This window comes from Peribacillus sp. FSL K6-1552, from assembly GCF_038005205.1.
GTDB classification, from domain to species: Bacteria; Bacillota; Bacilli; order Bacillales; family DSM-1321; genus Peribacillus; species Peribacillus butanolivorans.
On sequence record NZ_JBBOST010000001.1, the window covers coordinates 3,446,905 to 3,469,127 of the forward strand.

Genomic DNA, 22,223 nt, shown 5'->3' on the forward strand with positions numbered 1-22,223 from the left:
TCCCTTTCATTGATTATTATTTATTGTACCAAAAGAAGCAGCCCGTAAAGTGTTTGGCTGCTCCGTATAAAAATTATAAAATGGGTGATAACAGCCTTGCTATGGACTCTTTAAAACGAATCCACTTTGAACGTTTTTCAAACTCTTCAATTGTTAGTTGTCTACAAACTTCTACATCATTATAAAAATTTTTCGTCAGCGTTTCGGCCATTCCTTCATCATAAATAAAGGCATTGACTTCAAAATTCAATTTAAAACTCCGGACATCAATGTTAGCAGTACCGACCGAAGAGACCTCTTCGTCCACAACAATCATTTTCGCATGTATAAAACCGTTATCATAGATGTATACCTTAGCTCCCGCTCTTAATAACTGCCCTGCATTAAAGGTTGTTGCCCAATAAACGAAAAGATGATCAGGTTTATTTGGAATCATGATTTTCACATCCAGCCCTGACAAGCTGGCAATCCGGAGTGCATCCAATAAACTAGCATCCGGTATAAAGTAAGGTGTTTGAATCAGAATCGATTTCTTTGCTGAAGAAATTAATTTAATATAGCCATTTTTTATTTGTTCCCATTCAGAATCAGGACCACTTGTCACAATTTGCAAATCAATATTACCCTGAGGCTTCAAATTAGGAAAATAATGTGGCTGATAAATAATATCATGATTTTTTGAAGCCTGATTCCAATCAAGAATAAAACGAGTTTGAATGGCTTTGACCGCAGATCCCTTTATTCTAAGGTGTGTATCACGCCAATAACCGAACTTTGGATTAAGCCCCAAATATTCATCTCCGACATTAAAGCCGCCAACATACCCTACTTTTCCATCTATGATGACGAGCTTTCGATGATTACGGAAATTCAAACGTAAATTAATAAATTTTAACTTGGATGGAAAAAATGCTTCCACTCTGCCGCCTGCCTGCCTAAAGTCCTTGAAAAAACTTTTTGTCATTCCCCTTGACCCTAATTCATCATAAAGCAGGCGGACTTTGACACCTTCATTTGCTTTTTTCGTCAAAGCCTCAATGAACCGTTTTCCGAGACCGTCTCTTTGAATAATATAATATTGTATATGTATATGGTTTTCTGCCTCTTCGATATCTTTAAAAAGCTGTTCAAACTTCTTTCTTCCATCCGAAAAAATATCGACTTGATTATCTTCCGTCAGAACTGCATCATTATTTCGAAGGTGCATATAAATCAAATCACGGTAATTGCTCGAAGAGGTATTTCGAAAAGGAAAGTGATCCGTAGAAAGCTCTTCCATCTGTTTATCAAGGATTTCTTCAATCCCAATTTTTTTCTTATCCTCCCATTGGAATAAGTGAGCGTGCCTCAAACTTGTTCCAAAAAGAAGATATAAAATAAAACCGACTACAGGTAAAAAATATAACACCAATAACCAAGCCCAGGTCGTGCTCGCTTCTCTTCTTTCAAAAAATATAACAATCGTTGCAAATAGAATATTAAGAATAATAACGAGGCCTAACAAAACCGATGTAACATGCGTAAATTCCATAGCATACCCTCACTCAATTTTTATCCCTTTAAGGATAACATGCAAATTCTTTATATCAAAGGATTTGCCTATTAGAAAAAAGAAAACAAAAATTCGCAATAAATAGGCCCCTTCCTGTAGGGGCCTATCTCTATATAAGTATTTTCGAACCACCCCTTAAAACATCCATAACTGCCAGGGTGACTTTTAATCTTCTTATACAAACTTTCATTGCAATATACAGGATACATTGTATTTAACTCATTTATTTTATCGGCTTTTCACTAATAAATTAACTGCCTCTTTAACAAGTTCTTCAGGGTTCTTTTCACCTGTCTCATTAGCTTCCCGGACACATTCTACAAGATTGGAGCTCACAATTACACCAATTGTACGGTCGATTGCAGATCGAGTGGCAGATAACTGTGTTACGACATCTCTACAGTCTTTATTTTCTTCCATCATTTTCAAAATCCCTCGAAGCTGTCCTTCAATTCGTTTAACTCTATTTTTCATTTGCTTTTCATATTCCATGTGTGAGGTTGACCTCCTATCCCTTGTAACTTATTATTCTTATCAGGCATACCATCCAACGTTTAGTCCCATATGGAATGAATGTATAAAATAAATCTTATCGCCTTACAATTCATAATACATACCTCTCAGGTATACTTGTCAAGTATTTATATCAAATAACCCTTATTCGATAGGTAAATACTCTATTTTTGTACAAGGAGATTTTGTGCAATAGCCTCTGAAAATTCAACAGTCATTTGGGGAACGTAGGATTTTAACAAAGCATTTACAATCGGCGCTTTAGCTCCTTTAGCCATTATCGCAAGACAACCAGTCATCTTAGTCTGTCCTTTCCCGATCTGTTCAGCAAAAAAGTAACCATATCCATCAAATTTTTCATTTAATCCCCGAAGGTTAAATGATACCTTATTAGGTTCGTTCCATTCTAATATATCAACTTCAAGTTTAATTTTCTTTTTCATTAAACCCAAATCGCTTTTAAACTCCCATACGAGTGTCTCATCATTTATTATCTCATGACTAATATATCCTGGGACCAGAGGCGCCCATAGATCAATGACACTGACAAACCCCCATACATTTTCAATTGAAACCGGTAAGATGATACTATGTAATCCTTCTGACAACTGAGTTCCCCCTTAATCATTTTACTTACATCTTTTTAATGTATTCATTGCAGCATTTAGGTTAGACCTGATATTAGAAAAGAGTCCGAAACAAATTTCTCAATATCGCATATTGCAATTTTGACCATTTGAAAAGAAGGACTGCAATGACAGATGATACGTCAAAAGATACATGGAAGCTAAAATGAAAATGTTGATTTAACAGGGTTACTTGCTATTCCAAAAGGTATAAATGCACTTGCATTCAGCATCCCATTAGGTCCTGTCGTCATTAGGCATTAAGGGTCTACTTGCCCCACTAAGGGACAAACTGACAGAAACAGCATTCGACTAAGCGGTGCCTTTGATTATTGTTCTGATTTAATTTTAATTTCCAATACAATATTTAATTCTGTACAATTTGGAGGTTATTAACAATCTGGTCATGCTAATCAAATGAAATCTTAGCGATCGATGGTTATACTAAAATAAAAAAATACATGTGACTACATGAATAAAGTCTTTTTCTTAAAAAATAACAGTAAGAACAATGGCGACATCTAAAAAAGATGTCGCCATTTGTTTTAAAATGTGATTTTTAAGGACGTTCAAGATCAAATAACTCGCCTAGTTTAGTATACGTATGACCAGCTAACCGGGCTACCGGTTTGAGTCCATTCTGGTCAATACGACCATTGTGATAGATGTCTTGCTTGATATGGTAGCACACTACTTTCCCTATCAACAAATCACAACCTGGTTTATCTGATGAACCTGCTAATGGTATAGCCCGTTCAAGTTTGCATTCAAGGCGTACCTTCGCTTCTCGCAACCCAGGAACCGCAACCTTATCACTAGCCGTCGTCGTGAAATTAGTTAGCCTTAATTCACTTTCCTCAGCTGGGAGTTCTGCTGCCGTTTGATTTGCATCTACAACATTGTCTTCATCAGTTATGTGAACAACAAATTCACCGGTTTCAATCGCATTTCGTGCAGTATCTTTTGACACTCCTTTTTTCCTTTGAACGGATACTGAAATCATTGGAGGATTAGAACTGACTATATTAAAAAAACTAAACGGCGCTATATTGAATACTCCAGTTTCAGATTGTGTGGTAACAAGGGCTACGGGTCTCGGAATAATACTTCCAGTCAAAAATTTATAATTTTCCCGTTCACTTAGACCTTCAGGATTTACTGAAATCATCTTCTCTCCCTCTTTCAATCTTTCAATAAATGTTTTTGAAACCATGAACTAGCTGCTTCGACCTCTGATCGTGTTAACTGATGTCCGTGATTTTCCCAGTGAATGTCGACTGTCGCACCTGCTTGCTGTAAGAGTTGTGAAAGTTCACCCGTTTCTTGAGCCGGGCAAATTGGATCGTTTTTCCCAGCGGCAATAAAGATAGGTACATCGGAAAGTGACGGCAAAGTCATCCCTCGTCTAGGAACCATTGGATGGTGAAGAATCGCCCCTTTTAATGCCCCTTCAAAATGAAACATCAAACTTGCAGCGATATTCGCACCATTAGAATAACCTAATGCTACCACATTCTCACGGTCAAAATCGTACTTTCCGGCTGCTATATCCAAGAAGTCATTAAGCTCTTTTGTACGAAAAATCAAATCCTCTTCATCAAAAATACCCTCAGCCAACCTTCGAAAAAAACGGGGCATACCGTTTTCAAGAACATTTCCGCGCACACTCAATACGGATGAACCTGGTGAAACCATTTCTACTAATGGTAAAAGGTCTGTTTCCGTTCCCCCTGTACCATGCAAAAGCAAAAGTAACGGAGCTCCTGGATTACTTCCTTTTTCAAAAATATGTTTCATTAACATTATATATCCTCCTCAAGAACCCTTGGTACAGCCGGAAGTAACGTTTTTTCCATAATTTCTCGCTTTTCTTCCAACCATGGTGGCAGCATTAATTTACTTCCCATTGTTTCCTTCGATTCATCGTGAGCAAATCCGGGTGGATCTGTGGCAACTTCAAAAAGAATGCCACCTTCTTCACGGAAATAAATGGCATCGAAATATTGACGGTCCGTAAAAGGTGTCACTCCATAGCCAAAGCTTCCGATATGCTCTCTCCAATCCTTATGATCATCAAAATCATTCGCACGCCATGCGAGATGATGTACTGTCCCTACTCCCATTTTCCCAATTGGCATAATAGTTTTTTTGATATCAATCAAATTCCCGATGTCTGAATTGGATTTGAAGCGAATAAAGTCCCCTTCTTCTGCAATTCTCTTCAATCCCATCACTTCTTCTAATAGTTTCATCGTTTTGTCCGGTTTTGCCGTCAATAATACCGCGCCACCGAACCCTTTGACCGCCTTATCAGCAGGCACACCGCCAAATGACCACTCGCTATTTTTACCCTCTTTACGAGCGACAAGTTCAAGGTGCAGACCATGAGGATCGTTAAATTCGAGATATTCCTCTCCGAAACGGGTGGCTTTCTCGAATTCAATATTAAATTTGGATAAACGTAGTTCCCAGAATTCAATAGATCCTTCTGGAACGACATATGTCGTAATCCCTACTTGTCCAGAACCAATTCTTCCTTGGTATGCATCAGGCCACGGAAAGAAAGTGATGATGGAGCCAGGTGAACCTGATTCATCTCCGAAATATAAATGATAGGTACCTGGATCATCAAAATTCACAGTTTTTTTCACCATTCGCATTCCCAATACCCCTGCATAGAAATCCACATTCTCTTGCGGATTACCAACTATGGCGGTTATATGATGAATTCCTTTTGTCTGCTTTCGCATGGTGTTAACCACCTTTCAATTCAATTAAAATGTAGATTTTGTATTTAGTGGTTTTAAATTCGCCTCTATATCCGCTCTTTTTGATTCTAAAAAGGGTGGCTCGGCCAAAGACTCTCCTAGGTGTTGCTCTTCTTCATCCGTTGCAAAACCAGGTCCGTCTGTTGCTAGTTCAAACAATATACCATTTGGTTCCCTAAAATAGAGGGAACGAAAGTAAAAACGGTCAATAAACCCAGAGTTTATTAAACTTGATTCATTTAATTTTTCTATCCATTTTCTCAGTTCTTCTTCGTTATCGACACGAAAGGCAACATGATGTACGCCTCCCCTTCCTAGTCGTTCACGCGGCAAGTCATTCCGCTCTTCAATATGAATTTCTGCACCAGTTCCACCTTTGCCTGTCTCATAAACGATAATCTTGCTTTGACCCCTTATAGATGATGAATATGCGCCTGATTTCCTGTACCCCAACACCTCAGTAAGTACTCTTTCAGTCGGTTCAATATTAGGAACTGTAAGCTTAACTGGTCCTAATCCAAGGATAGAAAATGCCTTAGGTACCGGGCTCTTATCCCATGGCACTCCTCCGTGAACGCCTTTATTATCCTGATCGGAAACTAGTAGTAGTCTCTGCCCTTCTGGATCTTTAAATGCAAGTCCTGTCGTTGAAAACGAGTCGTTACTTCGTCGTGCTCAACATTATATTCTACAAACCGTTTTTTCCAATAATCCAGCGCTTTATTATCTTTCACTCTTAAAGCAATTTCTGAAACACTATTGTTCCCCTCATGTGTACGGGCAGCCTGAGGAATTTCAAAAAACGTTAGTTCTGTCCCCGGAGAACCTGCCTCGTCTCCGTAAAATAAGTGATACACACGAATATCATCCTGATTCACCGTTTTTTTGATTAATCGCAACCCTAACGTTTTCGTGTAGAATTCAAAATTCTCACCCGCTCTAGCCGTAATCGCCGAAACGTGATGTAATCCTTTTAATTCCATCTGTACCACTCCTTTCTATATATATCTCCCCTTAAGAGAGATAAATTAACCTGTGATTAATATCTCGACTTCGAGGTATCAGCACAAAGAATAATGCTTTTAATCCAAATATCTTGATTCAAAGATAAACTAGAGTGATATTTTTGTCAACCATTCTTGCCTTTCACTTATAGAAAATACTATGAAAAAAATACGACCATTTATTTCTACTTATTTTTAAAAAAATTTCGGACAATCAGTAGAGAAAATGAAAATGGATATGGTACGGTTTTATTTGTTGATTATCATGCTTTTATTAAAGGTCTTCAAGAGCAATTGGTGGCGAAGTGAGCAAGACATTGAACATTCATCAGAATTGGAAGCTGATTGCACCGATGCCATTTGGAAAACCCACTGCCGACCCAGGTGATAAAACATTCTCCCCACTTGAAGATCGAGTAAAATATCCCATAACGTAGTAGGGCTGGCTCAACTTCCGAGCCAGCCCTACTATTTTCAACCGATATAATCTGGAATAGTTCCAAAAAATCTTGTGAATACTACGGGCGCAAACCCTAAATAACCTATAATTGGCATAATTTTAAAATTTTCATATTCATTTACCACGTACGTCATACATCTCCCTTCAAAAACTGTTAATTATTTATTGGAGAAGATCGCTTCGGAAGCCATTCCTTAAGGTAAAGTGGGAGTCCACTCACATACTCCTTGGAAGCATGTCCACTTGGTAGGAGAATGTATGTCTTATCCTTACAAGTCAAATGCTTCATAACCGGATTAATCATTTCCTGCGGTACCAGACGGTCATTTTCATTTGCTGATACTAATACACTAGCGTCAATATTGGATAGCATAGCTTTTTTTCCTCTGATTCTTAAACTCCCCTTAACCAAACGATTGTTTATCACAAGATCTTCACCTATCTGTTTTGCAGTCGCTCCAGCTAAAGGCACGTGTCCATTTGTCCACGCATTGAATCGACGCCAATGTTGAACATATTCTTCATCATCAGCTTGATTTAATAAAGACAGATAGGGTGATATATAGATAGGTGATGTGATCAAGCGGATTCCATATTTAACCTCACTAGCTGGGATCGTTTTAAAAATGTCAATCGTCTCGTCAAAATCTGCGGTACCATCTTTTATTGCAGCTTGCCATTGATCAAAAGATTGGGAGGCACTAAAATCTATAGGTGTAACGGAGAGAATTAAATTCTTAACAGGCTCGTCTGCAATAGCCGCATACATAGCAGCTATTGTACCGCCAAGACAAAAACCCATTACAGTTATCTCTGACGCTCCGGAGTGTCGTAATGCGCGCTGGACTCCTTTTTGAATGTAATCGACGATATAATCATCAATCGAGATGTCACCATCTTCATAGCCTGGACTTCCAAAATCAAGCAAATACACTTCAAACCCTTCATTTACAAAAGCTTCTATTAAACTATTACCTGGAGCTAAATCGAGAATTAACGGGGTATTGATGAGTGAATAAATTAGAAAAACCGGCACGTTATATCTTTTTTTTACCGCCGGATAATACCAAAGTGTAGATTTATTTTTTTTCCACACCGGAATTTTTGGTGTTAATCCCATTTCCGGCATAGGCTGATTGGGAATATCCGAAAAATGTTTCCATTTAGATATCGAATTAGGTTGATTTTTTGGCACCTTCCGTTTAGACATTTCTATTCCTCTGTCCAACAAATTTTAAATCTTGTAATTGGTTTATTAAATCTAAAATCCTTTTTTTATTCTCTTCCTTTTTGTTAGATTCCCCTCTTGATTTCATTTTTTTACTACCTTCCTTTTTGTTAGATTCCTCTCTTGATTTCATTTTTTTACTACCTAATGAATAAACGACCCCTAAATCACTCAAAGAAGGTTGACTTCTAAGAAACCCATTTCTTTCTGGAATTACAGTGGAAAGTAGCTCTTCTAATTTGTCAATTTTTTCTTCGAGCTGGAGGACTAATTTCGCAATATTGGCTACATCTTTTTTTGTGGGATAATTCATGATAATGGACCTTCTTTCTGAGGCCTCCTGCATCTTTATTATCTCTGGAACCTGCATTTGTGAACTTCTACTAACTGATTCTATTAACTCCCTATTATTTATTAACTCCTGAATTTTACTATTCAACTGTTGCTCTTTTTGTTTGCCGAACACTTTTAGCTCTTTATATAAATCTGATTTTTTTTCTGTCATATATATCGTTCCTCTCTTCTCCGATTATGCTAATGCTGCTATACCTCCGTCAACAATTAAAACATGTCCAACCAAATAATCGGACGCTTTCGAGGCTAAAAAAACGGCGGCTCCTTTTAAATCCTCTTCATTACCATACCGGCCAGCCGGAGTTTGACCTACGATGTCAAAGTTGGATTCTTCAAGGATTTTTTTTGTGATTTTAGTCGGGAAAAAGCCTGGTGCTATCGCATTGACTTGAATCCCGTGTCTAGCAAGTTTAACCCCTAGATCCTTAGTCATTGTTATCACAGCGCCCTTACTTGTGTTATAAGCAATGGTATCCAATACTTCAGGTATCGAACCGCCAAGACCCGACACAGATGCAATATTAATGATTTTGCCGGACTTTTGCTGTAACATGACCTTTGCTACAGCCTGCGAAAACAAGAACGTACCCGTAACATTTACCTTCAACACTTTCTCCCATTTATCCTCAGGAACATCCAATAGCGGGCCTGACCAAGATGTACCGCTATTATTGACAAGAATATCAATGGCACCGAATTGAGAAACAGTTTCTTTTACAACATGTTCGATGTCACTCTTATTGGTAATATCACATTCAAAGGCGATCGCTTTAATTCCTATTGATTGTAAGTGGTCACAGACCTCTTTACATGCAGAAAGATTGCGTGAGGCAATAACAATATTAGCTCCTGCCTCTGCCAGCGCCAAAGCTATCTGTTTGCCTAGCCCTCTGCCGCCTCCGGTAATAATAGCCGTTTTATTCGTTAAATCGAACAGATTACTTAATGTTGTCAACTTTTCAGCCCTTCCGTTATGAAATATCTATCTTTTTATAAAGCGATTTATATTATTATAGAAAAGCCTATCCATTATGGTGCTTAAAATAGCCTAATGCCTCTGCCTTTTTGTTTCACTAGCCTTACTAATTTTCGCTTTTCTTAAGAATTCAATATCATATGAGATTTCATCATGATTTACGAGCAAAATCGAATACATAGCCTGTTTATTCGTTTACACTAAAAGAATATTAAGGAGGTTATAGATATGACGATGCATCACTTTCATTTAAGCGCGGAATGGCCTGGCGGAAGAAATGATATCGGCACGATTCAATCGGGGAATCTTCAGACCCAAATAAGCGTGCCAACCGAAATGGAAGGGCCTGGGATTGGAACCAATCCAGATGAAATGCTTCTAGGAGCAGCTTCGACCTGCTATATAATTACCTTTGCTGCCATGTTAGAGCGAAGTAAAATTGAAAAGGTCAGTTTGACAATGCAATCAGAAGCCTTAGTTGATGTTACGAATGGTGTATTCACATACAAGAAAATCATTCATCGGCCAACTCTCGTATTAGCATCCTTTACATCGGAAAAGGAGGCAGAAAAAGCACGGAAACTTGCAGTAAAAGCGGAATCAAGTTGTATGATTTCCCGAGCCATCAAAGGCAATGTAGAAGTTGAATTAAACGCTACTATTTCCATAGCTCAGCCCTGAACAGAAGAAGTGCCTAACCCTATAGAGGGTTAGGCACTTTTTGTACTATTGAATAGAGTTAATTTTATTTTCAACCTCGCGGCACACTTCATCAGCCGATAAACCATTTGCCTCTATGATAGAAGCTTTAGATGAAGTATCGATTATTCCCATCACATTAGTTTCCAAACCTGTTACCACACAACAATCCAAGTTTTTTGCGTCAGCTTCTTGTTTAATCTCCACAACATCAAAACCTTTTTCACGAAGTGCTTCCTGAATATTCGTTAATGATTCTTCAACACCGATTTTTGACATCAACACACACCTCCTCTACTTGCTAAGCTGTCCTTTTTACCTTCAATATATGTATAGGATGCAAAGGAAATAGGAAAAGTAATGTCGAGGTGATAAATATGAATGGAAAAAATAAAAAAGACGCATCGCAAACTCGTTTAGGTTCTTCACAAATAGAGGGACAAGGTACAACAACGAAAGAAACTGGTTCCTTTACCCAATCCTCATCACAAAAAAAGCAGAAACGTTCATAATAACAAAAGGGGCCTAAAACTAGGCCCCTTTTGTTATTATATATTCTGTTTCATGATTTCCTGTTGAATTTTCACATCATTCAATTGATCTTCATCAATGGTGACTGTTTTCGATTTTGCTTTTACAGCCCTTTCTGGTTTTAAATCAGTTGCCTTTAAATTATTATCAGGAGCTGCCTGCTCATTCCATGTTGTCATCATAATCTCCTCCTCTTGTTCTTTTATGATTTCCATCAACGAGCATATTCATGAATACATTGCATCATTTTTTGCAAAGATACAAGTGGAGGTGATTTTTTTGGAACCAAACAATCCCGGCAATAAGGAGTTACCAGATTTTAAGGATTTAAATGACCGTATCATTGCGCAGCCATCACAAAGCCCCAGACTAGTCATTAAAACAAATTTAGATACAAAGAATGTAACGGATAAGAACCCCTATACCGATAGAATAAGCAGTGAAGGCTTTAATGAGTATTTTGAGGAATCATAACAAAACCGGCTTACTTGTAAGCCGGTTAATCTTAAAAATATTTCTTTTTCCAAAAAATAAATGCTGTTGTACCCGCTAAAGTAATAGCAATTAATAAAGTAAAGATAAATGCAAACGAACTATGTTCAAACGGGAGTTCTACATTCATTCCGTAAAAACTTGCCACCATGGTTGGAAGCGTTAATATAATCGTAACTGATGTTAGAAACTTCATAGCATTATTAACATTATTGGATATAATTGAAGCGAATGCATCCATCATCCCGCTAAGAATCGATAAATACACTTCAGCCATTTCAATAGCTTGTGCATTTTCGATAATTACGTCCTCTAGTAATTCTTTATCTTCCTCATACATTTTCAAATAATTAAATCGGAGAATTTTATCAAGAACAACCCTATTGGATTTCAATGATGTCGTGAAATAAACCAGGCTTTTTTCTAATGCTAAGAATGTATATAGTTCTTTGTTTTTCATTGACTGGTGCAATTCACGTTCCGCTTCATTAGTCATCTTGTTAATTTGTTTTAGATAACGTAAATAATACGATGAAATTTCAAATAATAATTGCAAGGCAAACCTTGTCTTCTTATTTGTAAAAAACCCTTTGATTTTATTGTTTTTAAAGTTTGTTAATATAGGAGTCTCTTTTAAAGATATCGTAATAAAACAGTCTTTGGTAAAGATCATTCCAATGGGAATCGTTTCAAAAATGGGCAGGTTCGCTTCGTCCTGAGTCAAATAAGGAAAATCGACGATAATTAACACATTATCATCTTCTTTTTCTATTCGTGGCCGTTCCTCATCATCTAGCGGATCTTTCATGAAATTAATCGGTAATTGCAAAGTCGTACATATATATTCAATTTCGGCTTCTGTCGGTGCAACAATGTTCACCCAAGAACCTTTTGTCATTTCCCCGGTTTTATTCAGAATACGGTTTTCATTCGTCTTGTAGATTTCAATCATTTAGTTGACCTCCTCTTCTATAGAGAAAGCACTATTTACCTTCTTCGAGCAGATACTCAGGAAGAATAACAGTCTCGACGTCTAGCATCATATTGGCTTCCTCTTGCTTTCTGGGTTCAGGATCATAAGAACTGCTGCTCACTTGTATCCACTTCCTTTCGATTCTTTTATCTTAATCCTTATTCTAATAAAGCACAATAACGAATTTCCCACCTTGAAACTACCTAATATAAATTCGGAATTTTCCGATTGTTTATTTTGAGAAGCAAGAAATTTTATAAATATGCCAAAGAATAATATCATAAAAAAATCGCTTGGGGACATCCCCAAGCGATTCTTCACTTAATTATCCATGCTTCGCATTATTATAGTAGTTCACACTGTACATAGCGCCTTCGTCAACCATTTTATTATCTTCATGATCATATGGATCCGGGTGACCTGCCTTTTCAATTAAAGGATCCAAATCTGAATGTTTTTTTTGCCATAAGCTCATAGTCTTATCTTTTGCATTGGACCATATATCCTTCACTTTTCCTCTGTTCGTTTTTGTTGATAAAAACGAGACTCCGGCAACTCCGACTCCTAGCAATACTACGTTTCTTCCTAATGCCATCATTACCTTCCTCCTTACGTTGGATTAATATAAATATACCCAATGTAAGTTAACGTAAACCTCTAATTATATGGAGGCTTTTGATAAAAGAAATTCGGCTTCATTATTTCATTGTTATACGGTTTATGAAAAACGTGTGTCGTAGCTGGTGAGACTGGGGGAATTAACCATGTCCAATCCCCCGTTACTTTTCGGTTACAAGAGGATTCTCTTTCCTCAAATTTCTTGAACTGTTTAGCGGCTGTATGGTGATCCACAATGCTAACGCCATATTTTTTAAAGGAATAAAGGACCGCTTCATTTAATTCAATCAATGCTCGATCTTTCCATAGATTAGATTCTCGTTTAATATTCAAACCCATCTTCTCGCCTATTTTGGGAAGCATATTGTAGCGATCCTCATCTGCAAGGTTTCTCGCACCAATCTCCGTCCCCATATACCAGCCATTAAATGGTGCAGCAGTATATGTAATACCGCCGATTTCAAGTCTCATGCCTGAAATGATTGGAACTGCATACCATTTAATCTCAAGATCTGTGAACCAGGAAAATTCAGGATGGCTAATTGGAACTTCTTTAACTAGCTCTTTAGGAATTTCATAAAGTTTCGGTTCTTTTCCGTCCAACTGGACTACAAGTGGTAAAACATCGAAAGATCCAAATTTCCCTTCCCACCCTAATGCTTGGCATTGCTTCGTAAATTCTACTGAACTTGGATCTCCAATAACACCATGTTCTGTTTCATACCCTGCGTAGCGGATAAGCTGGTGATTCCAAATATCCACCTTTTTTTCATCATCTTTTTGTTTGAAAATCGTAATCACAGGTCTGATGTTTCCATTATTCGTAGCGTAACCAATATGTTCAAAAAGAGCGGATAAAATATCTTCTTCGCTTTGAAGCATCCTTTTATCAATCACTCTCAACGACTCCCAAAAAAAGCGACCAATGCAACGATTGCTATTACGCCATGCTAATTTAGCACCATGTTCTAATTCTTCTAATGTATGTTCATATCTACCTGTATCTATAATTTCCTTTTTAATATGTTCAATTCTACTATTCGTTTCTTCTTCTGTTTTTACTAATTCTGAATAGCATTTCCTGATAAAGGATACGGCCTCTTGCAGTAAATCACTCATCTATCCCACGAATCCTTCCATTTACACAAACTTTTAGTTCACTAATAAAGTACCATATTTCTCATTTTATCTCTAAAGGAACTTCTATTTGAATGATCATTTCTTTTAAAATGTGGCATTTTCGAGGCGAAAATATTTTCTAACACCTTATATTATACCTTAAGTAAGCTAATATATTTTTTATACTAAAACGTCTCTAGTAACTAAATAATATTCGGTAAAGTTGTTACAGAAGAGGTAAATGCATTATAATATATAATAATGGGGTGATATGATGAATAATACGACACTTTGTCCGCGATTTGAAAAAGGCATGCAAATCTTGAGTAAACGTTGGACTGGATTGATTGTCAATCAATTGCTTACTGGCCCTCAACGGTTTTGTAATATTGAATCTGCCTTCCCAATCAGTGGCAGGATTCTTTCTGAACGTTTAAAGGACTTGGAATTTGAAGGTATTGTAAAAAGAGACGTTTATCCAGAGACACCTGTCAGGATTGAATATTCTTTAACAGAAAAAGGCAAAGCTCTTGCGCCCGTAATGACTGAAATTCAACACTGGGCACAAGAATGGCTCGAACCAATACAGAATCAATAGCATATGCAAGAAAAAGAGGAAGGTCGCAAATGGCGATCATCCTCTTTTTATGTCTTCCAATAGTTTACCGATCTATGTCTGGTGGTATATTTTTTACAGAAAGAATAAAACTAGGTATATTCCTAAAATTATGGGCGGTGAATTTATGAAGCAAGCAGACTGCATTATTATTGGCGGGGGAATCGCCGGTATCCAGGCAGCCATTCAGCTCGGTAGATATAAACATGATATTATCGTAATTGATTCTGCACACGGCCGTTCTACAATAGCTAAGGCTTACCATAATATACTTGGATGGCCAGACGGAGTGAGCGGCAGCCAATTAAGAAGTCTTGGCAGACAGCACGCAGAAAAATTCGGTGTCGAATTCTTTAATGATTCTGTGACATTGCTGGAAAAAAGACAGGACAAGTTTTTCATTCGTACAGCGAATAGCCTGGAATACCAAGCAAAAACAATTTTTCTCGGAACAGGCATTACCGATAACATCCCTCCGATTAATAACCTCTATCCCACTCTTGGAACATCCACCTATATTTGCCCCGACTGTGATGGTTATGAAATAATGAATAAGCAAACGGTGGTTCTCGGCGGGGGAAATGTGGGTGCAGGTATGGCCCTTACTCTATTATATTGGTCAAAAGATATCGTTTACGTAAATCACTTAAAATCAAAAATTGATGATAAGTATAGAAAAAAGCTGGAGGAAAATAAGATCCCTGTATACGAAGAAGAAGTACAAGAAGCAATTATTGATGCTAAACAACAGTTGACAGCGATTCAATTAGTAAATGGGAAAATAATTGAAGCTGAAAAGGCATTCACCGCTTTTAAAGGTAACAAACTGAATAATAATCTTGCCTTGCAATTAGGTGTGAAGGTAAATGATAGCAATCACGTCATTATCCATCCACGTACAAAAGAAACTAATATTAACGGTGTCTGGGCCGGTGGGGACCTTGTTGCCCATTCCGAACAAGTCACCATTTCCATGGGAGACGGGACTCAGGCAGCAATATGGATACACAAAAGACTGATGGGTGAGCCACCTCCTTACATGGATTAAAGCAAGATAACTTATAGAAAACTCAAAAATGCGCCCTATATGCGAGGGCGCTCTTTGTATTTGAACACTCATAAATGCTATTGCGTATGACCATCGAATCGCAAGTAAATCTACACTCGTCTTCTCCCTTGAAAAACTTTCACAAGTATAAGAATGACCGCTATGATAAGCAATATATGAATAAAGCCCGCGGCCACTTTAAACACTAAACCAAGTACCCATATTAATATTAATGCCCCAATTATCGTCCAAAACATTATAATCTTCCTTTCTTTTCAGTCATACTCATCATCTGACTCCATAAATTTCACTTCCGTGATGATGAGTTCCTGCAAAAGTTTCAACCTTAAATTTACATTACCCATTTCTGCCTCTTACAAACCATCTAGCGAATGAACAGAAAAATATTACATATATCTGTTAATGCTGTAAAAGATAAAAAGGTATAAAGTAATTCTTCCTGCAGCTGAGAAACCTATTAGAAGGCACAATAGCAAGTTTTTTAAATAGGTTCCACAGCTCTAATAAGACAAATAACAAAGGAGACGTTTATTCATGAAAAAGTTTTTAGTCATTTGTTTTGCCGTTTGTTCCCTATTCTTGTTAAGTTTGAATCACCCGGCTTCAGCAATGGATACTCAAAAATCTGATAAACCAGAAAGCGTACAATTCACCGATGCCCAAAAGGCAGAACTCGCAAAAATCCAACAGCAGATTCTAGCGGACAAAAAGAAATTAATTGAAAAATACGTAGAGTACGGGGCACTTTCTAAGGAAGAAGCCGATAAAATGTTTTCACACTTTGAAAAGCATTATAAAATGATGGAAGAACACAATTTCCAAATTCCGCCGCACCGTCCACATACACAACACAAGTCTAATTAATCAAGGAAACACCCTATTAACAATTTATTTATCCATATATCTTGATCAATCCGTCCTATATAAAAAGGTCGGATTTTTTCAAATCCTTCGTTTCTCAATAAATAATACTTAAGAGTAAAATATTTACTAAAGGGTTTATATTTCTCTTTAGCGAAATACATAACTATGAGAAACATGAAAGGGTGAAAAGCATGAACAAAATAGGAATAGCAGCAAAAGACTTATTCCACTTGAAATCAGTGACCGATCCAAAGTTATCACCTGATGGTAGCATGGCGGTTTATGTTCAAACAAGAATTGATGAAAAAACAGAAAAATACGTTTCCAACTTGTATATGTTCAGCTTGATTACAAATGAAACACAGCAATGGACATTTGGAGAAAACCGAGATACATCACCATGCTGGTCACCAGATGGAAAGAATATAGCCTTTATATCAGACCGGTCAGGAAAAAAACAAGTCCATTTAATCTCTACCGTTGGCGGGGAATCTCAACAAATAACCCATTTTATCAACGGAGCAACAAATCCGATTTGGTCCCCGTGCTCTACAAAGCTGTTACTTTCAACCGGGTTAAAGGAGGGTGAAGCCCTTTTTACTGTGGAAGAAGAAAAGGACCTGTCCAAAGAAGTTCAGCGCTATGACCAACTTAAGTATAAATGGGATGGCAGAGGCTATTTTGATCAGCTATATCAACAGCTTGTTATAGTAGATATAGAAAAAGACGAAACCATCTTGCTAACAGAAAATAACATCGATTATCGCCCAAATGCCTGGTCTCCTGACGGGAAGCAGATTGCTTACATATGCGGAGAAGCCGAAAAAAGCGATGACGATCTTTTCAGCGATATTTTTATCATGGATCTTGAAACAAAATCTTCAAAGAAAATAACGGGCAGTTCTGGTTTTTTTAAAGATCCGAAGTGGTCTCCAAATGGTCAGTATCTCTCCTTCATTGGTCATAACAAAGAGTTTGCCGGGGCTACCTTTTCAAAAATTTGGCTATACTCAATGTTTGATCAAACCATACAGTGCCTGACGGAAGGATGGGACGTTCAAATAGGAGATTCTGCAATCGGCGATTTCCAAATCGGGGCAGTAGACCCAGGAATTTTATGGACAAACGATAGCCAAGGCTTTTATTTTTTAATAAGCGATTACGGAAATACCGGAGTTTATTATGGATCGATTGAAGGAGCCATGTATCCATCAATCCTTGACCCACAGCATATATACGGTCTAACCATAGATCCTGAAAGTCACCGTGCCATTGTCGCCATCAGTACACCTGTTCATCCCGGTGACCTTTTTGTTTATAACCTTACGAATGGAGAAAAAGCACAAATCAGTTTTGTGAATGATGAATTTTTACAGCATAAATATTTATCACAACCTGAACCTATTTCTTTTCCATCTGTTGATGGGCTTACCATCCACGGCTGGATTATGAGACCGACCGAATTTAAAGACAACCAAAAATATCCACTCATTTTAGAAATCCATGGCGGACCACATATGATGTATTCTAATAGTTACGTTCACGAATTCCAGACCTTGGCTAATGAAGGTTATACTGTCTTATTCACCAACCCACGTGGGAGTGTGGGATACGGTCAGGACTTTGTTAATGCATGTCGAGGAGATTATGGAGGAATGGACTATAAGGACTTAATGGCCGCTGTAGACTATACTCTAGCGACCTATGATTTTATAGACCATGAAAAATTAGGAGTATCCGGCGGCAGTTACGGAGGGTTCATGACAAACTGGATTGTCGGTCATACGAACCGTTTCAAGGCAGCTGTGACTCAGCGCTGTATCAGTAATTGGCTAAGCTTTTATGGCGTAAGCGACATTGGCTATTATTTTACGGAGTGGGAAATTGAGGGTGATATTTTTAACTCGGCGGATAAATTGTGGCAACACTCGCCCTTAAAGTATGTCTCTAATGTGAATACCCCTTTACTTTTACTGCATGGCGAAAAGGATTATCGATGCCCAATTGAACAGAGTGAACAATTTTTTGTTGCTTTAAAACGACAAAAGAAAGAAGCTCAACTCGTTTCCTTTCCAGGAGAAACCCATGAAGTATCGCGAAGCGGTTCTCCAAAGATGCGTCTTCAACATGTTGAAGAAATCAAAGGATGGTTCAATAAATATTTTTAAAAACAAAACTCTGTTAGCAAAAGCTAACAGAGTTTTGTTTTTAGTGTTGAATTTGATCTCTGTCCTCGGAAATTGAACTTAAAGCATTTCCCGCAATTGAATTTGTCTGATGGTGTACAGCAAGATCACCTAATGCCACAACTCCGACCAGCTTGTCATTTTCAATTATAGGGAGCCTTCTGATTTGTTCATTCCCCATTAAATCCTCTGCTTCTTCTACGGACATATCAGGGGTGCCTGTTACAAGATCCGTGGAAATAACATCGGTTATTCTCGTTGAATTCGGCTTTTTCTCGGCAACACAGCGGATAACGATATCCCTGTCTGTAATGACACCAATTAAATGGTTATTCTCCAATACAGGAATGACTCCAACATCATCATCCTTCATTTTGACTGCTGCTTCATATATATTATCTTCCACAGTGCAACAGTCCACGTCTGTTGTCATAATTTCTCTTAGTGTAGTCATAGAAACCCCTCCATTTAGCAATAGTTGCTTGATTATTGTTGACTATTTAAAAGATATTATTCAAAAACCCAATAGCATTCAATTCACATACTTACCATAATCCGGTCTAGCTATTTTCATCTTTGGGGGAGCCTACAAAAATAATATTAACAATTTGTATCGGGAGACAATATATATCATCTTTAACAATTTTAACTTCTCACTAGAAACTGAAGTCATTGGAAGGAATTTTTCATTCAAATGAAAATCATCCATTTTATATACTTAAAAGGATACCCTTTAAAAAAAAATAAAAGACAGCCTTGATTTTTACAAAGCTGTCCTTCCTTAATAAACATCCCTTCGAGTAAATACTGTAAAAGAAACAATCAAAGCAAGCGCCCACCAGACTAAAAGAGTAATGACGGAGGATAATAAGGTCATTCCCTCAATAGGTGGTGCTGTTCCGCTAATATAAGTGGTTAATTTTAAATTTACCATAAAGAAGTACTTCGCCGATTCCCATGACGACACCATATTGTTCAAAATAGCCCCTGATATGAGTGCCGCAAGCATTATGCCCATACCCGCAGGTGTACTTCGAACTAAAACCGATAACATGAAAGAAAGAGTCCCTACAACTACTGCTACCAGCCAGACAAGCCCCATATCCATTAATAGAAATCTCCATTGCTCAACTATTCTAACCTGACTGACATCCACATCGCTGCCATTCAATCCAAAACCGGTTATTACAGGGGCTTCCCATCCATGATACCCAAAAACAAGTCCCGATAAAAAATATGACAATAACGCTGTCATAGCCACGATAATAGAAACGGACAATAATAATGTCACATATTTGCTCATTAGTATTTTCCAGCGATTCACTGGTCTTGTAAGCAGAAGTTTAATCGTGCCCTGACTGTTTTCGAAAGAAACCATATCGCTTGCTACAATCATGACCAGCAGTGGGATGAATAAATCAATAGCATTTTCTAAAAACATACGCGTAAATGTCGTGGCCCCTGGTTCTGAAGGGTTAATGTCATGATCTAGGTAATATTGCTGCTGTTTTAAACTTACCTGGAGCTGTTCACGCCACTCATCTAGCATCCTGTTTGATCCTAACCGATTTTGGGTATCAATGATTTGCTGCTGAAGAGCTGCACGCCAATCATCCGTACCTAACTTCTCCTGTTGCTCTTTCACTTGTTTGTATTGCGCATATGTAAACATCAGCACTAAAACACCCACAATGATACCAATGATGACTAACCGTTTCTTTGCCAGAAGCTTCATCATTTCATTTTGGATCAGGTTATTCAATACCAGCACCTCCGCCACCGGTTATTTGTAAAAATAACTCTTCCAATCCCGGAAGCTTACGATTCATTTCATACACCTTTACACCAGCTTCGTTAAGTGCAGCATTCCACTTAGGCGTTTCATGTTCATCAAAAGCTGTAATGATATTGTCCTGATCTACGGTAATTTCCGTAAAACTGCTAAGAATTTCTTTTCCCTTTTCTAAAGGCCACACCCGCCAAATTAACCGCTCTTGAGTGGTTAATAAACTTTCCACCGTATCGGTTTGAATAATCTCTCCACTTTTAATGATGGCCACCCTGTCACATAGGAGCTGGATTTCACTTAATAAGTGGGAAGAAACCAGAACACTCATCCCTTCTTCTTCCGCAAGCTTTCTAATGAATTCGCGCATTTCTCGAATTCCAGCAGGATCAAGGCCGTTAGTTGGTTCATCCAAGACCAATACCTTTGGACGGTTCAGCATTGCCTGAGCTATCCCTAGACGCTGCCTCATACCTAAGGAGTAGGTTTTCACTTTATCGTAAATTCTCGATTGTAGACCGACGAGTTCCACTACTTCATTGATCCTTGACTCATCAACATCAGGTAGCATTCGTGCAAAATGAAGCAAGTTATCCCATCCGTTCAAAAAAGGATATAGCTCTGGATTTTCAACTATACAGCCCAGATGTTGCATCGCTTTCGTGAAGTCCTGGCGCACATCATACCCACATATTTGAATGGATCCTGAAGTTGGCTTTATCAAACCGACCAACATGCGAATCGTCGTCGTTTTTCCAGCTCCATTCGGTCCAAGAAAACCAAAAACCTCTCCTTCATTTAACTCAAAATCTATTCCCTTAATAATTTCCCGTTTACCAATCCTTTTTTTCAGGCCCTTAACAGACAATGTCACATTACTCATTATTTCTCATCCTCCCATTGTATTAAAGGAGCAACCCTATCAGCAATTAAACGATATCCTGCCTTATTTGGATGAAATTTGTCCGAATACAAATAGTCATTGACCGACATTTGAAACAAATCAAATGTAGGAACAAAAATAGCATTTTTATAAAGAGCCACCACTTCAGCGGTTTCATTATTCCAGTCCCGGACAATTCGGTTTGTATCAAAGTCTTCATCCAACTCTATGAATGGATTATATAAGCCAATCAATAAAATGGCTGCCTTATCATTGACATTATTGATTTCTTTAAAAATGGTATTCAAGTTTTCCAGATAATTCTCTTGTAACTCAGTAGTCGCAGTAAGGTCATAATCAAACAGGGTTTGGCCTTGTTGAAATAAATCGTTCCCGCCAATAGTAATTAAAATAACATCAGCTGTATGTAATTGGCGTTTCACTTCCGTTTGTTTCACCTGCTGCACCAATTCTTGAGACACTTGTCCATTAATCCCAAGATTATGAATAAGCGGTTTGCTATTATATTTACTTTCCAAATCTTCCACGACAAGGCCGACATAGCCCTTCCCTGTTTCATCACCAGTTCCGCGCGTCAACGAATCCCCTAATGCAACTACTGTAAAGTCTTCGGGTAGCTTCTTTTCAATGTGGTTTGTTTCATTTAAACCTATATCAGAAGCCTTTTTTCCATAATAATCAATTATCGCCCATCCAAGACAAAATAAAAAAAACAGTCCGATAACTACTGATACAACGGTAACAGCGAGCACTTTGGTTTTGCTCAATAACACTCATCCTTCCATACATTCTCTTCCTTCCATTAAAACACATTATTTCCAAAAATAAAAAAACTGAATGGGTCTCATTACAAAAACAGAGGAAATCACCACACCGTAATTCTGC

Annotated in this window: 27 protein-coding genes and 1 pseudogene; 8 read left to right on the forward strand and 20 right to left on the reverse strand. The window is 37.8% G+C overall.

The window, feature by feature from the left end:
* Positions 1–73: 73 nt before the first annotated feature.
* The 7 genes and pseudogenes from cls to NST21_RS16490 form a co-directional block, all read right to left on the reverse strand.
* Positions 74–1,531 carry a cardiolipin synthase gene (gene cls / locus NST21_RS16460; RefSeq protein ID WP_340890248.1) on the reverse strand — a complete coding sequence of 486 codons (1,458 nt, stop codon included), beginning with the start codon at positions 1,529–1,531 and terminating at the stop codon, positions 74–76.
* A gap of 249 nt (positions 1,532–1,780) precedes the next feature.
* The gene (locus NST21_RS16465; RefSeq protein ID WP_053346459.1) at positions 1,781–2,044 is read right to left on the reverse strand and encodes a metal-sensitive transcriptional regulator; all 264 of its coding nucleotides are present in this window, start codon (positions 2,042–2,044) and stop codon (positions 1,781–1,783) included.
* A gap of 185 nt (positions 2,045–2,229) precedes the next feature.
* A complete protein-coding gene (locus tag NST21_RS16470; RefSeq protein ID WP_340890250.1) occupies positions 2,230–2,673 on the reverse strand; it encodes a CoxG family protein in 444 nt (147 codons plus the stop codon).
* Between the two features lie 577 nt (positions 2,674–3,250).
* Entirely contained in the window at positions 3,251–3,859 is a 609-nt protein-coding gene (locus NST21_RS16475) for a flavin reductase family protein (RefSeq protein WP_053348102.1), read from the reverse strand.
* Positions 3,860–3,873: 14 nt separating this feature from the next.
* On the reverse strand, positions 3,874–4,488 hold the full coding sequence (locus tag NST21_RS16480) for an alpha/beta hydrolase (RefSeq protein ID WP_180320475.1): 615 nt from the start codon (positions 4,486–4,488) through the stop codon (positions 3,874–3,876).
* Positions 4,489–4,493: 5 nt separating this feature from the next.
* A complete protein-coding gene (locus tag NST21_RS16485) occupies positions 4,494–5,441 on the reverse strand; it encodes a ring-cleaving dioxygenase (protein WP_340890251.1) in 948 nt (315 codons plus the stop codon).
* A 24-nt stretch (positions 5,442–5,465) separates the two neighbouring features.
* A pseudogene (locus tag NST21_RS16490) lies at positions 5,466–6,442 on the reverse strand (ring-cleaving dioxygenase).
* 326 nt (positions 6,443–6,768) lie between these two features.
* Between NST21_RS16490 and NST21_RS16495 the strand changes: the two are divergent.
* Positions 6,769–6,900: a hypothetical protein gene (locus NST21_RS16495; RefSeq protein WP_340890255.1), complete on the forward strand. Its 132-nt coding sequence runs from the start codon at positions 6,769–6,771 to the stop codon at positions 6,898–6,900.
* 177 nt (positions 6,901–7,077) lie between these two features.
* On the opposite strand, the gene NST21_RS16500 is transcribed toward NST21_RS16495, so the two are convergent.
* The 3 genes from NST21_RS16500 to NST21_RS16510 are packed head-to-tail and all read right to left on the reverse strand — an operon-like array spanning position 7,078 to position 9,460.
* Positions 7,078–8,133, reverse strand: a complete 1,056-nt coding sequence (locus tag NST21_RS16500) for an alpha/beta fold hydrolase (protein WP_340890257.1) — start codon at positions 8,131–8,133, stop codon at positions 7,078–7,080.
* A complete protein-coding gene (locus NST21_RS16505) occupies positions 8,126–8,656 on the reverse strand; it encodes a hypothetical protein (RefSeq protein ID WP_340890259.1) in 531 nt (176 codons plus the stop codon). The genes NST21_RS16500 and NST21_RS16505 overlap by 8 nt, the downstream gene beginning before the upstream one ends.
* Before the next feature lie 24 nt (positions 8,657–8,680).
* Entirely contained in the window at positions 8,681–9,460 is a 780-nt protein-coding gene (locus NST21_RS16510; protein WP_056520653.1) for an SDR family oxidoreductase, read from the reverse strand.
* 249 nt (positions 9,461–9,709) lie between these two features.
* Between NST21_RS16510 and NST21_RS16515 the strand changes: the two genes are divergently transcribed.
* Complete coding sequence (locus NST21_RS16515; protein ID WP_057219033.1) at positions 9,710–10,162, forward strand: OsmC family protein; 453 nt, start codon at positions 9,710–9,712, stop codon at positions 10,160–10,162.
* 45 nt (positions 10,163–10,207) lie between these two features.
* On the opposite strand, the gene NST21_RS16520 is transcribed toward NST21_RS16515, so the two are convergent.
* A complete protein-coding gene (locus tag NST21_RS16520) occupies positions 10,208–10,459 on the reverse strand; it encodes a YkuS family protein (RefSeq protein ID WP_056520657.1) in 252 nt (83 codons plus the stop codon).
* Between the two features lie 98 nt (positions 10,460–10,557).
* On the opposite strand from NST21_RS16520, the gene NST21_RS16525 reads away from it, so the two are divergent.
* A complete protein-coding gene (locus NST21_RS16525; protein ID WP_098176396.1) occupies positions 10,558–10,692 on the forward strand; it encodes a YuzL family protein in 135 nt (44 codons plus the stop codon).
* 36 nt (positions 10,693–10,728) lie between these two features.
* Here NST21_RS16525 and NST21_RS16530 read toward each other — a convergent pair whose 3' ends face one another.
* Positions 10,729–10,890, reverse strand: coding sequence for a hypothetical protein (locus NST21_RS16530; RefSeq protein ID WP_252432287.1), 162 nt, complete (start codon positions 10,888–10,890; stop codon positions 10,729–10,731).
* 100 nt (positions 10,891–10,990) lie between these two features.
* Between NST21_RS16530 and NST21_RS16535 the strand changes: the two genes are divergently transcribed.
* Positions 10,991–11,185, forward strand: coding sequence for a hypothetical protein (locus tag NST21_RS16535; protein WP_053346468.1), 195 nt, complete (start codon positions 10,991–10,993; stop codon positions 11,183–11,185).
* A 31-nt stretch (positions 11,186–11,216) separates the two neighbouring features.
* Here the strand turns inward: NST21_RS16535 and NST21_RS16540 are convergent, their stop codons facing one another.
* The 3 genes from NST21_RS16540 to NST21_RS16550 all read right to left on the reverse strand — a co-directional run bounded on the left by NST21_RS16540 (position 11,217) and on the right by NST21_RS16550 (position 13,913).
* Positions 11,217–12,155 carry a magnesium transporter CorA family protein gene (locus tag NST21_RS16540; protein ID WP_053346469.1) on the reverse strand — a complete coding sequence of 313 codons (939 nt, stop codon included), beginning with the start codon at positions 12,153–12,155 and terminating at the stop codon, positions 11,217–11,219.
* Positions 12,156–12,501: 346 nt separating this feature from the next.
* On the reverse strand, positions 12,502–12,774 hold the full coding sequence (locus NST21_RS16545; protein WP_201185293.1) for a hypothetical protein: 273 nt from the start codon (positions 12,772–12,774) through the stop codon (positions 12,502–12,504).
* A 59-nt stretch (positions 12,775–12,833) separates the two neighbouring features.
* Positions 12,834–13,913 carry a nitric oxide synthase oxygenase gene (locus tag NST21_RS16550; protein ID WP_340890270.1) on the reverse strand — a complete coding sequence of 360 codons (1,080 nt, stop codon included), beginning with the start codon at positions 13,911–13,913 and terminating at the stop codon, positions 12,834–12,836.
* Between the two features lie 274 nt (positions 13,914–14,187).
* On the opposite strand from NST21_RS16550, the gene NST21_RS16555 reads away from it, so the two are divergent.
* Both NST21_RS16555 and NST21_RS16560 read left to right on the forward strand, forming a co-directional pair.
* Entirely contained in the window at positions 14,188–14,511 is a 324-nt protein-coding gene (locus NST21_RS16555; RefSeq protein WP_053346472.1) for a winged helix-turn-helix transcriptional regulator, read from the forward strand.
* A gap of 145 nt (positions 14,512–14,656) precedes the next feature.
* On the forward strand, positions 14,657–15,577 hold the full coding sequence (locus NST21_RS16560; protein ID WP_340890273.1) for an NAD(P)/FAD-dependent oxidoreductase: 921 nt from the start codon (positions 14,657–14,659) through the stop codon (positions 15,575–15,577).
* A gap of 110 nt (positions 15,578–15,687) precedes the next feature.
* On the opposite strand, the gene NST21_RS16565 is transcribed toward NST21_RS16560, so the two are convergent.
* Entirely contained in the window at positions 15,688–15,834 is a 147-nt protein-coding gene (locus NST21_RS16565) for a lmo0937 family membrane protein (protein WP_116820598.1), read from the reverse strand.
* A 298-nt stretch (positions 15,835–16,132) separates the two neighbouring features.
* On the opposite strand from NST21_RS16565, the gene NST21_RS16570 reads away from it, so the two are divergent.
* Complete coding sequence (locus NST21_RS16570; protein ID WP_053346473.1) at positions 16,133–16,462, forward strand: YckD family protein; 330 nt, start codon at positions 16,133–16,135, stop codon at positions 16,460–16,462.
* Between the two features lie 191 nt (positions 16,463–16,653).
* Complete coding sequence (locus NST21_RS16575; protein WP_340890275.1) at positions 16,654–18,630, forward strand: S9 family peptidase; 1,977 nt, start codon at positions 16,654–16,656, stop codon at positions 18,628–18,630.
* A gap of 40 nt (positions 18,631–18,670) precedes the next feature.
* On the opposite strand, the gene NST21_RS16580 is transcribed toward NST21_RS16575, so the two are convergent.
* The 4 genes from NST21_RS16580 to NST21_RS16595 form a co-directional block, all read right to left on the reverse strand.
* Positions 18,671–19,102 carry a CBS domain-containing protein gene (locus NST21_RS16580; protein ID WP_056520661.1) on the reverse strand — a complete coding sequence of 144 codons (432 nt, stop codon included), beginning with the start codon at positions 19,100–19,102 and terminating at the stop codon, positions 18,671–18,673.
* A gap of 327 nt (positions 19,103–19,429) precedes the next feature.
* Positions 19,430–20,410, reverse strand: a complete 981-nt coding sequence (locus NST21_RS16585; RefSeq protein ID WP_340890279.1) for an ABC transporter permease — start codon at positions 20,408–20,410, stop codon at positions 19,430–19,432.
* Positions 20,403–21,317: an ABC transporter ATP-binding protein gene (locus tag NST21_RS16590; RefSeq protein WP_056520664.1), complete on the reverse strand. Its 915-nt coding sequence runs from the start codon at positions 21,315–21,317 to the stop codon at positions 20,403–20,405. The genes NST21_RS16585 and NST21_RS16590 overlap by 8 nt, the downstream gene beginning before the upstream one ends.
* The gene (locus tag NST21_RS16595; RefSeq protein ID WP_340890284.1) at positions 21,317–22,105 is read right to left on the reverse strand and encodes a GDSL-type esterase/lipase family protein; all 789 of its coding nucleotides are present in this window, start codon (positions 22,103–22,105) and stop codon (positions 21,317–21,319) included. The genes NST21_RS16590 and NST21_RS16595 overlap by 1 nt, the downstream gene beginning before the upstream one ends.
* Positions 22,106–22,223: the final 118 nt, after the last annotated feature.

What these genes read in the sequence shown, in the direction of transcription:
- NST21_RS16530 (WP_252432287.1), bottom strand. Translation starts at nt 10,890, where the DNA reads ATGACAACATGGAATGAGCAGGCAGCTCCTGATAATAATTTAAAGGCA.
- NST21_RS16575 (WP_340890275.1), top strand. Translation starts at nt 16,654, where the DNA reads ATGAACAAAATAGGAATAGCAGCAAAAGACTTATTCCACTTGAAATCA.
- NST21_RS16505 (WP_340890259.1), bottom strand. Translation starts at nt 8,656, where the DNA reads ATGACAGAAAAAAAATCAGATTTATATAAAGAGCTAAAAGTGTTCGGC.
- NST21_RS16545 (WP_201185293.1), bottom strand. Translation starts at nt 12,774, where the DNA reads ATGATGGCATTAGGAAGAAACGTAGTATTGCTAGGAGTCGGAGTTGCC.
- NST21_RS16465 (WP_053346459.1), bottom strand. Translation starts at nt 2,044, where the DNA reads ATGGAATATGAAAAGCAAATGAAAAATAGAGTTAAACGAATTGAAGGA.
- NST21_RS16515 (WP_057219033.1), top strand. Translation starts at nt 9,710, where the DNA reads ATGACGATGCATCACTTTCATTTAAGCGCGGAATGGCCTGGCGGAAGA.
- NST21_RS16500 (WP_340890257.1), bottom strand. Translation starts at nt 8,133, where the DNA reads ATGTCTAAACGGAAGGTGCCAAAAAATCAACCTAATTCGATATCTAAA.
- NST21_RS16580 (WP_056520661.1), bottom strand. Translation starts at nt 19,102, where the DNA reads ATGACTACACTAAGAGAAATTATGACAACAGACGTGGACTGTTGCACT.
- NST21_RS16540 (WP_053346469.1), bottom strand. Translation starts at nt 12,155, where the DNA reads ATGATTGAAATCTACAAGACGAATGAAAACCGTATTCTGAATAAAACC.
- NST21_RS16480 (WP_180320475.1), bottom strand. Translation starts at nt 4,488, where the DNA reads ATGAAACATATTTTTGAAAAAGGAAGTAATCCAGGAGCTCCGTTACTT.
- NST21_RS16485 (WP_340890251.1), bottom strand. Translation starts at nt 5,441, where the DNA reads ATGCGAAAGCAGACAAAAGGAATTCATCATATAACCGCCATAGTTGGT.
- NST21_RS16555 (WP_053346472.1), top strand. Translation starts at nt 14,188, where the DNA reads ATGAATAATACGACACTTTGTCCGCGATTTGAAAAAGGCATGCAAATC.
- NST21_RS16475 (WP_053348102.1), bottom strand. Translation starts at nt 3,859, where the DNA reads ATGATTTCAGTAAATCCTGAAGGTCTAAGTGAACGGGAAAATTATAAA.
- NST21_RS16590 (WP_056520664.1), bottom strand. Translation starts at nt 21,317, where the DNA reads ATGAGTAATGTGACATTGTCTGTTAAGGGCCTGAAAAAAAGGATTGGT.
- NST21_RS16525 (WP_098176396.1), top strand. Translation starts at nt 10,558, where the DNA reads ATGAATGGAAAAAATAAAAAAGACGCATCGCAAACTCGTTTAGGTTCT.
- NST21_RS16560 (WP_340890273.1), top strand. Translation starts at nt 14,657, where the DNA reads ATGAAGCAAGCAGACTGCATTATTATTGGCGGGGGAATCGCCGGTATC.
- NST21_RS16520 (WP_056520657.1), bottom strand. Translation starts at nt 10,459, where the DNA reads ATGTCAAAAATCGGTGTTGAAGAATCATTAACGAATATTCAGGAAGCA.
- NST21_RS16570 (WP_053346473.1), top strand. Translation starts at nt 16,133, where the DNA reads ATGAAAAAGTTTTTAGTCATTTGTTTTGCCGTTTGTTCCCTATTCTTG.
- NST21_RS16565 (WP_116820598.1), bottom strand. Translation starts at nt 15,834, where the DNA reads ATGTTTTGGACGATAATTGGGGCATTAATATTAATATGGGTACTTGGT.
- NST21_RS16550 (WP_340890270.1), bottom strand. Translation starts at nt 13,913, where the DNA reads ATGAGTGATTTACTGCAAGAGGCCGTATCCTTTATCAGGAAATGCTAT.
- cls (WP_340890248.1), bottom strand. Translation starts at nt 1,531, where the DNA reads ATGGAATTTACGCATGTTACATCGGTTTTGTTAGGCCTCGTTATTATT.